Here is an 8,706-nt window from a genome sequence, read left to right as displayed (position 1 = left end):
GCACTCCCCGACGATCAGCCGGTCCGGGCGCATCCTCAGGGCCTGCCGCACCAGTTCCGCCAGGTCGACCGCGCCGGCGCCCTCGACGTTCCCGTGGCGGGACTGAAGGCCGACGGCGTGGGGGTGGAGCGGGTTGAGCTCGGCGGCGTCTTCCACCAGGACGAGGCGTTCGGCCGGGCTGCTCAGCCCCAGCAGGGTCGAGAGCAGCGTGGTCTTGCCCGTCCCGGTTGCCCCGCTGATGAGGAAGTTCAGCCGACGATGCACGACCTGCGCCAGAATGGCGGCAAGGTCCGCCGGGACGGCACCCGAGGCGCACAGTTCGGACAGCGTGAAGACCCGCTCCCGGCGGATGCGGATGGACAGCAGAGTTCCCGCCGTCGAGACCGGCGGGAGCACCGCATGGATCCGGAAGCCCCTGAGCCGGACGTCGACGCACGGATTCGCGTCGTCGAGCCTGCGTCCTCCGGCCGCCACCAGCCGGGAGGCGAGGGCCCGGACGTCGTCGTCCCCGGCGAAGGCCAGCGGCACGTGCCGCAGCCCGCCGGCACCATCCACCCAGACCTCCGCGGGCCCGTTCACGAGGATGTCGGTGACCGTGTCGTCCTGGGCGAGCCGGTGCAGCGGCCCGAGGCCCTGGAGTTCGGCCCGGATACCGTCGACGGCGGTGAGGGTCCCTTCGGAACCCAGGAGCCTGCCCGTGGACCGGACGGCCTCCGCGAGCCCGGCGCCGGTCACCGGCGCCGAACCTGCGACCACCCTGCGGCGGACGAGGTCGACCATGTCCGGGTCGGTTCCACCGGCCCGGGTTCCGGCCGTCACCCGCTCACCCCGGCGGGGCCGGGAGCCGGGAAGACCCCCGGTCATGCCGCGTCCCGGCCGTCAAGGGCGGTCTCGAGGAGACCGCGGCAAAGCCTGCGGACCGAGCGATGGCGGCCCCGCTCCAGGAGCCGGCCCTGGGCCTCGGCGGCCGGCACGCCGGGCAGATGCGGCAGGAAGGCAGGCTCGGGCACCTCCAGCACCTCCGCCACCCGGTGCGGCAGGAGTCCTCCCCGGACGGGTCCGCGCAGCACAACGCGCACCGGCGTGGGCGAGAACCGAGGAAGCAGGACGGCCGCCGCCGCGACCGGGCGCAGCCGGGCCGGCACCAGCAGCACCACGCTGCCGCAGGAGGCCAGGAGCGCATCATCGAGGCCCCCTGCGGTCCCGAGGTCGACGACGGTCAGCTGGAACGCCTGCCGCGCGGCGTCCAGAACCGGACCGGCAGCAGAGGAAGCCCCGACGGGCGCCGCCGGGAAGGGACCATGGGAGAGCACTGAGAAGCCGGCGGGCCGCGGCAGGGCGGCCGCGAACTGGGCGGGATTCAGCGCCCCGCGCACGCCTTCCAAATCGCGCCACCGCAGCCCGGCGGCGGCGTCGCCGAGGGCCTGTTCGATGCCTCCGCCCAGCGGGTCCCCGTCGATCAGGAGGGTCGCGGCACCGGTCGATGCGGCGCCGTCGGCGAGCCAGCAGCTGAGCGTACTCGCCCCGGCTCCTCCTGCCGCCCCGAGGACGCCGAGCACCCCACCCGCGGCCGCCGACCGCGCCCGGCCCAGGTGTTCGGCGAGCCACCCGGCGGCCTGTGGCAGGATCGCCACCCTGCCGGCACCCCGCGTGGCCGCCGCGGACCAGACGGCGTCCTCCTCCTCCCGCAGGCCGACCAGGATCACCGGACACCCGTGCGGGAGGCTCCCCCCGCCAGCATCCGGGGCAAGCAGGAGCACCGAGGGAGCATGACGAAGCGCTTCGGGCACCGAGGACGCCACGATCAGTGCCACCCCGGCCGCCGCCGCAACCCTCGCAGCCTCATCCCGCAGGGCCTGCGCCGCACCCACAAGCACCACCCGCTGGTCCTCCGTGCCTGCGGGAGTCCAGGAACGCCGTTCCGTCATCCTTCAAGGGTGTGCGGCCGCGGTTCTCGCTGGCGGCGGCCGCCCCGTATGTGGACAACGCTGCCGATCAGCGGGCCGTCCCGGCGGCCCTGCTGCCCGCACTCCCGTCCCGGGACGGGCAGAATGAGGACATGTATGTCGTCGTGGCGCACCCGCCCAGCACCGACCGGGACGCCGCCGCCGTCTTCCAACCCCTCGACGCCGCCGGCGCGCCGTCGGGACCTGCGGTACATGCCGCCGCCGAAGACCTGCACAGCACCTTCGCCCGCTTCGAGACCGGCTCGCCCCGCTGGGTCTGGGAAACCACGCGTGCCTGGTATCCGGGGCTGCTCGCGGCGGGCATCAGTCTGGAACGCTGCCACGACCTTGCGCTCGCCCGTGCCGTCCTTGCCCTCTCCCCCTACTGCTCCTCCTCGGCCTACGCGGAGGAACTGCGCTCGCGCCTGGTGGACGGAGAAGAGCCGTCCGTGCCGCGCCAGATCCTGCCTCCCCCGCCCGCACCCAACCAGAGCAGCCTGTTCGATGACGTGCCTACTGCATCCGGACCCGAGGCCGCGGCCGTCGCCGCGGAGTTCCGTTCCCAGCTGCAGACGGTGGCCGACTCCACCCACCCCCGCCGGCTTTCCCTCCTTTTGGCGGCCGAGTCGGCCGGCGCGCTTTTGGCCGCCGAGATGGAATCGACGGGCCTGCCCTGGCGGCGTGACATCCACGAGGAGCTGCTCGAGCGGCTGCTGGGTACCCGCCCGCCCGAGGGCCAGCGCCCACCGGCCCTCGAACGTCTGGCCGCCGAACTTCGGGAGGCCCTCGGCAGCCCGACGCTGAACCCGGATTCGCCCCAGGAGCTCATCCGGGCACTGCACCGGGCGGGCATCGAGGTGGCCACCACCCGCTCCTGGGAGCTTGAGCAGCAGAAGCACCGGGCGATCGAGCCCCTGCTCGCCTATAAAAAGCTCTCCCGGCTGCTCACGGCGAACGGCTGGACCTGGCTCGACACCTGGGTGGACAACGGCCGCTTCCGCCCCGAGTACGTCGTCGGCGGGGTGGTCTCCGGGCGGTGGGCCTCCCGCGGCGGCGGGGCGCTCCAGATCCCGAAGATGGTGCGGGACGCCGTCCGCCCCGACCCGGGCCACGTGCTGATCGTCGCCGACGCGGCCCAACTCGAACCGCGTGTCCTGGCCGCGCTGGCGCAGGACTCGGCCCTGGCCACCGCCGCCCGCGGCAAGGACCTGTACCAGGGCATCGCCGAGCAGGGCTTCGGCGGGGACCGCGCCAAGGCCAAGCTCGCGATGCTCGGTGCCATGTACGGAGCGACGACGGGCGAGTCCGGGCGCCTGATGCCCCAGCTCGCCCGCACCTACCCCCGGGCGATCGGCGTCGTCGAAGCGGCCGCCCGGGTCGGCGAATCCGGTGGCACGGTCGGCAGCTACCTCGGGAGGGGCTGCCCGCCGGCCTCGGAACGGTGGCGGGCAGCGCAGCGGACCACCAGTGCGGAGGAGCAGCGCCGCGCCGACGCCGCGGCCCGGTCGCGGGGCCGCTTCACCCGGAACTTCGTGGTGCAGTCGACGGCCGCGGAATGGGCTCTGTGCTGGCTGGCGGAGGTCCGCCGGAGGCTCCGCCTGCTGGGCGGCGCGGCGGCCGTGACGGGAATCGTCTTCTTCCTGCACGACGAGGTCATGCTGCATGTGCCGGAGGAGCGCGCCGGCGAGGTCAGCCGGCTGATCGAGGAGTCAGCCGCGGCGGCCACGGAGCTGATGTTCGGCAGGATACCGATCGAATTCGCGGTCAACGTCATCGTCGTGCGCTCCTACGCCGACGCGAAGTAGCGTCCGCCCGCCGTCCACCGTCTGCCGCCCGCCCCAAAATCAGGCTCCGCTCCACGCCGAAACTGCACATCACCACGCTCTGCCCGCCGCAAAAGGGGGTTATCTGCACACTCGGCGGGAGGACCCGTACCCCAGCGGGGCCAGGGTCACGGGGTCAGGGTCACGGGATCAGGGCGGCGGGATGACCAGCGACTCGTCCCACGGCTCGGTCCAGCCCAGGGCATCGAACAGGGAGCTGAGAAGCATCCCGGTGAAGCCCCACACCGTGGCCTCGGGAAGGACGAAGCCGGGGCTGAGGCCGGTGGAACCGCCGCGCTGGAACGCGACCGTTCTGCGGTTGGCCGGATTCAGCAGGTCCCGGACGGGCGCGCGGAAGACCTGGGCCGATTCGCCCTCGTCCACGACGCCGACCGGGGTGGGCAGCAGCCACCAGCCGAGCACGGGCGTGACCAGGAAGTTGCTAAAGGGCAGTCCGACCTCGGGAAGTGCGCAGAGCACCTCGACTCCCGAAGGCTCCAGCCCGGTCTCCTCCTGTGCCTCCCGCAGGGCGGCCGCCCGCTCGTCGGCGTCGCCGGGGTCGATGGCACCACCGGGGAAGGCGACCTGCCCGGGATGGTTGTTGAGGGAATCCGCGCGCTGGACCAGCAGGAGGTCGAGGTCGGCCGGCGCGGTGGCCGGGTGGCCGGGCGCCAGATGGTCATCGGCCGTCCCAAAGAGAATCAGCACCGCCGCCCGCCGCGCCTTCTTCGGGTTGAGGATGCGCAGGCGCCAGGCGGTCGGCAGGTCAAGCGAGTCAGCGTCCTTCATGGACTCCGCGTAGTCGCGGAGGGACTGGTAGGCGCTCACGTTCCGAGGGTGTATCCGGCCGCGCGGAGTTCGGTCCGGGTCTGCCCGCTGCGCATCAGCCCGAGCAGTTCCTCACGCCCCGGTGCCAGTTCGTACTTCAGCAGCTTTGCCGCCTTCACCGGGTCCACCTCCCCCTCGCCGTAGGAGGGGCAGAGCGCCGCGACGGGGCAGGCACCGCAGGCGGGTTTCTTGGCGTGGCAGATCCGGCGTCCGTGGAAGACGAGGCGGTGCGAAAGATCCGTCCAGTCCCGCGGCTCGAACAGCGCACCCACCTCCATCTCGACCTTGACCGGATCCTCCGACCCGGTCCAGCCGAAGCGCCGCGCCAGCCTGCCGAAGTGGGTGTCGACGGTGATCCCCGGAATCCCGAAGGCGTTGCCCAACACCACATTGGCCGTCTTCCGGCCCACCCCGGGGAGCGTGACAAGATCCTCGAGCCGGCCCGGCACCTCCCCGTCGTACTCGTCGACCAGGCGGTTCGCCAGGGCCATCAGGCTGTTCGCCTTGGCCCGGAAGAACCCGGTCGGCCGGATCAGCTCCTGCAGTTCCAGAGGATCGGCCTCGGCGAGCGACCGGGCGTCCGGGTACCGCTCGAAGAGCACGGGCGTGGTGAGGTTGACCCGCACATCGGTGGTCTGGGCCGAGAGCACCGTGGCTACGAGGAGCTCGAAGGCGTTCCGGAAGTCGAGCTCCGCGTGGGCATACGGGTATACCTCCCCGAGCACGCGGTTGATCCGGCGGGCGCGCCGCTTCAGGGCCGTGGCCGAGACGGCCTCCTTGGTGTGCCCCTTCATGAATCGGCCTCCCGTGCCTGGTGTGCTGTCGGAGGGCAGCGGGGATTACTCCCGCGGTGCCCGTTCGATGTTGGTGAGATTGTGCATGACGCCGATCTGCCCGGTCCTCTTGTCCTGCACGAGGAACTCGGTGCCGCGGTCCTCGATGCCCACTTCCCAGTCGCCGGGCTGCACGATGAAGAGCTGGCGGCCGGACTGCTCGTCCACGACGGGCCGGGGCGTGCCGACGGCGAACCAGAACGCCTCGACCACCTGCTCCTCGTCGGCGCTCCGGGTGGCCGAGATGGTTTCCTGCTGGCGGGGGCCGGCCTCGGTCACCGGCTGGACGCGGGTCTGCGCGTCCGACGACGCACCGGCGCCTGCGGTGGCGGAATCCGGAGTTCCCGGGTCCGGAGTCTGCGCCTGCCGGGCACCGGCCGCCGGATCTCCGGCGCCATCGGCCAAGCTTCGGCCCGAGGGCTGGCCCACAGCCCCGGCGGAGGGCGAAGCGGCGGCTGCGGCCGTTGCGCGCCCGGCGGCGCCGGCCGCGGCCTGGGCTCCACCGTGAGCCTGGGCTCCGCCGTGAGCCTGCGGAGCGGGCGTCGAGCCCGCGCCGGAGGCAGCTGCCGGCTGAGCCGTACCTGAAACGGGAACCTCAACCGAGTGCTGCTTGACCTTCTCCTCCTTGGCCGGTTTCGGCGCCTTGGGGGCCTTGGGAGCCTTCGGCTGCGTGGGCAGGACGGCGCGGGCCACTGGATGGGCCGGAGCCTCGGCGCGTTCCTTGAAGTCCTTGGCGAAGAACGGCAGGTGCGGGGCCAGGACGGTTGCCGCCAGCATGCCCACGGCGCCGATCAGCGAAACCAGCGGGCCGATGTGGAAGGCGGTCATGGTCTGGAGGAAGAAGAACGCCGCGGCCAGTGCCGCCGCAATCGAGGCGAACTGGTCGACCGAGAACGAACCGACCCGCAGGCCCGAGGCCCCCTGCCGCCGCCCGATGACCAGGGCCGCGGCGGCGACGGGGAGCAGGATGCCGATGCCCACGAAGAACAGCGGAAGGGTGTTCCAGAAGTTCGCGTAGCGCACCTCTCCGCGGAAAAAGGGAAGCAGTGTCCCCAGGAAGATCACCGCGGCGGAGGCCAGCAGGACCACCTCCCGGAGGGTGAACCGCCCGAGCACCGCCTTGCTGGAGCTGTACGGGCCTTCGGTGCCCGGACCGGGACGCACGGCCGTGGTGGCGGCGCCGGCAGCCGGGTCCGTCACAGTTGAGGTCCCGGTGGAGGTCCCGGTGGACTTCCCGGTGGGCTTGCCAGCGGACATCGCGGCGGACGCAGCACTGGTCGTCGCAGTGGACGTTCCGGTCGACTTCTCTGGGGACTTGCCTGTGGACTTCCCGGTAACCGGCTTCACGACGGCGGTGTCAGCAGCGGAGGCACCGCCGCTGGCATCGGCAGAGGATCGGGCGGTCGCGGCGTCCGGCTGCGCGCCCACGCCTGCCGTCCGGTTCTTCGAATCTTCGGTCATCGTTGCTCTCCCGTTCGTGGCGGCGGCCCGCGGCCGCACGGAAGCACCCGGTGCGGCACCGGCTGCCCATGTCCTTCCTCCACAGTAGCCACCCCCGATCCCCTTTCACTAGCACGCGGGGCGCCGGGGCCGGGGCGGTGGAACCGCTCAACGCACAAAGTCGGCCTTTCACATCTGGAGTGTGATCGCTGACACAAGTCCGGCGAACTGGCCGATAATGTTCGGGAAGTGCATCTGCGCAGCGGAACCGCTGCGCCGGCCTGGATTTCAGCCAGGAATGGATCGAGCCGCAGAGGGGTAAGAAATGTCCGAAAGCGCCCAGAGGCAAGGCGACGCGTTTGAAAACCTGCTCCACGAGGAACGCCGCTTCCCTCCCAGCGAGGAATTCGCCGCGCAGGCTCTCGCCCAGCCCTCCCTCTATGAGGAGGCACGCAGCAGGGGGACGGAGTTCTGGGCGGACCAGGCCCGGGCCTGCCTTTCCTGGGAGACCGACTTCACCCAGACCCTCGACTGGTCCGAAGCCCCGTTCGCCAAGTGGTTCGTCGGAGGGAAGCTCAACGCCGCCTACAACGCGCTCGACCGGCACGTGGAGGAGGGACGCGGGGACCGCGTGGCCATCCATTTCGAAGGCGAGTCCGGAGACACGCGCAGCTACACCTACGCGGAGCTCACCGAATCGGTGAAGAAGGCGGCCAATGCCTTCGAATCCCTTGGAGTGCAGAAGGGCGACCGCGTCGCGGTGTACCTGCCGATGATCCCCGAGGCGGTCATCACCATGCTGGCGTGCGCCCGCATCGGAGCGGTCCACTCGGTGGTGTTCGGCGGTTTCTCCGCCGATGCGCTGCGCAGCCGGATCGACGACGCCGAGGCCAAGCTGGTCGTCACCGCCGACGGCACCTACCGGCGCGGCAAGCCCAGCGCCCTCAAGCCCGCCGTCGACGCCGCGCTGGAAAAGGAGGGATCGACCATCACCAACGTGGTGGTGGTCCGGCGCAACAACGAACCGGTCGAATGGACCGAGGGCCGGGATGTCTGGTGGGACGACGTCGTCGACACCGCCTCCAACGAGCACACCGCCGTGGCGCACGACTCCGAACACCCCCTGTTCATCCTCTACACCTCCGGAACCACCGGCAAGCCCAAGGGCATCCTCCACACCACCGGCGGGTTCCTGACCCAGACGGCGTTCACCCACAAGTACACGTTCGATCTGCGCCCCGAGACCGATGTCTTCTGGTGCACCGCCGACATCGGCTGGGTGACCGGGCACAGCTACGTCACCTATGCGCCGCTGGTGAACGGCGCCACCCAGCTCATGTACGAAGGGACGCCCGACACCCCGCACCAGGGCCGGTGGTGGGAGCTGATCGAGAAGTACAAGGTCTCCATCCTGTACACGGCGCCGACGGCCATCCGCACGTTCATGAAGTGGGGCCGGGACATCCCGAAGAAGTACGACCTCTCCTCGATCCGCGTCCTGGGCTCCGTCGGCGAACCCATCAACCCCGAGGCATGGATGTGGTACCGGGAGATCATCGGCGGCGGGAAGGCCCCCATCGTCGACACCTGGTGGCAGACCGAGACCGGCGCCCACATGATCGCCCCCCTGCCCGGAGTGACGAGCACCAAGCCGGGCTCCGCCCAGGTGGCCATGCCCGGCATCGCCGTCGACGTCGTCGACGAGATGGGCGAATCGGTGCCCAACGGCGCCGGCGGCTATCTTGTGATCCGCGAGCCGTGGCCGGCGATGCTGCGCGGCATCTGGGGTGATCCGGAGCGCTTCAAGCAGACCTATTGGTCACGCTTCGACAATAT

7 protein-coding genes are annotated in these 8,706 nt (G+C 71.3%); 2 read left to right on the top strand and 5 right to left on the bottom strand.

Going from position 1 to position 8,706, the window contains the following annotated elements:
* On the bottom strand, positions 1 to 780 hold a 780-nt coding region (locus QZX79_RS10170), incomplete at its 3' end, for an ATPase, T2SS/T4P/T4SS family (protein WP_294568151.1).
* An 80-nt stretch (positions 781 to 860) separates the two neighbouring features.
* A complete protein-coding gene (gene ssd / locus QZX79_RS10165; protein WP_294568147.1) occupies positions 861 to 1,880 on the bottom strand; it encodes a septum site-determining protein Ssd in 1,020 nt (339 codons plus the stop codon).
* A 179-nt stretch (positions 1,881 to 2,059) separates the two neighbouring features.
* Here ssd and QZX79_RS10160 point away from each other — a divergent pair, with 179 nt between their 5' ends.
* Positions 2,060 to 3,751, top strand: a complete 1,692-nt coding sequence (locus QZX79_RS10160) for a bifunctional 3'-5' exonuclease/DNA polymerase (RefSeq protein WP_294568149.1) — start codon at positions 2,060 to 2,062, stop codon at positions 3,749 to 3,751.
* A gap of 168 nt (positions 3,752 to 3,919) precedes the next feature.
* On the opposite strand, the gene QZX79_RS10155 is transcribed toward QZX79_RS10160, so the two are convergent.
* Genes QZX79_RS10155 through QZX79_RS10145 form a run of 3 tightly spaced genes read right to left on the bottom strand, consistent with a single transcriptional unit; the run spans position 3,920 to position 6,891 of the window.
* Entirely contained in the window at positions 3,920 to 4,597 is a 678-nt protein-coding gene (locus QZX79_RS10155) for a CoA pyrophosphatase (RefSeq protein ID WP_294568146.1), read from the bottom strand.
* The gene (nth, locus tag QZX79_RS10150; protein ID WP_294568144.1) at positions 4,594 to 5,391 is read right to left on the bottom strand and encodes an endonuclease III; all 798 of its coding nucleotides are present in this window, start codon (positions 5,389 to 5,391) and stop codon (positions 4,594 to 4,596) included. The genes QZX79_RS10155 and nth overlap by 4 nt, the downstream gene beginning before the upstream one ends.
* 45 nt (positions 5,392 to 5,436) lie before the next feature.
* The gene (locus QZX79_RS10145; protein WP_294568141.1) at positions 5,437 to 6,891 is read right to left on the bottom strand and encodes a hypothetical protein; all 1,455 of its coding nucleotides are present in this window, start codon (positions 6,889 to 6,891) and stop codon (positions 5,437 to 5,439) included.
* Between the two features lie 304 nt (positions 6,892 to 7,195).
* Here QZX79_RS10145 and acs point away from each other — a divergent pair.
* Positions 7,196 to 8,706, top strand: a 1,511-nt coding sequence (acs, locus tag QZX79_RS10140; protein WP_294568139.1) for an acetate--CoA ligase, incomplete at its 3' end; no start/stop codon positions are given.

This window comes from uncultured Arthrobacter sp. (assembly GCF_902805515.1).
Classification (GTDB): Bacteria; Actinomycetota; Actinomycetes; order Actinomycetales; family Micrococcaceae; genus Arthrobacter_D.
Note: the sequence above shows the minus strand (reverse complement) of the source record. Positions and strands in the feature narration are given on the sequence as shown.

What these genes read in the sequence shown, in the direction of transcription:
- QZX79_RS10160 (WP_294568149.1), top strand. Translation starts at nt 2,060, where the DNA reads ATGTATGTCGTCGTGGCGCACCCGCCCAGCACCGACCGGGACGCCGCC.
- QZX79_RS10145 (WP_294568141.1), bottom strand. Translation starts at nt 6,891, where the DNA reads ATGACCGAAGATTCGAAGAACCGGACGGCAGGCGTGGGCGCGCAGCCG.
- nth (WP_294568144.1), bottom strand. Translation starts at nt 5,391, where the DNA reads ATGAAGGGGCACACCAAGGAGGCCGTCTCGGCCACGGCCCTGAAGCGG.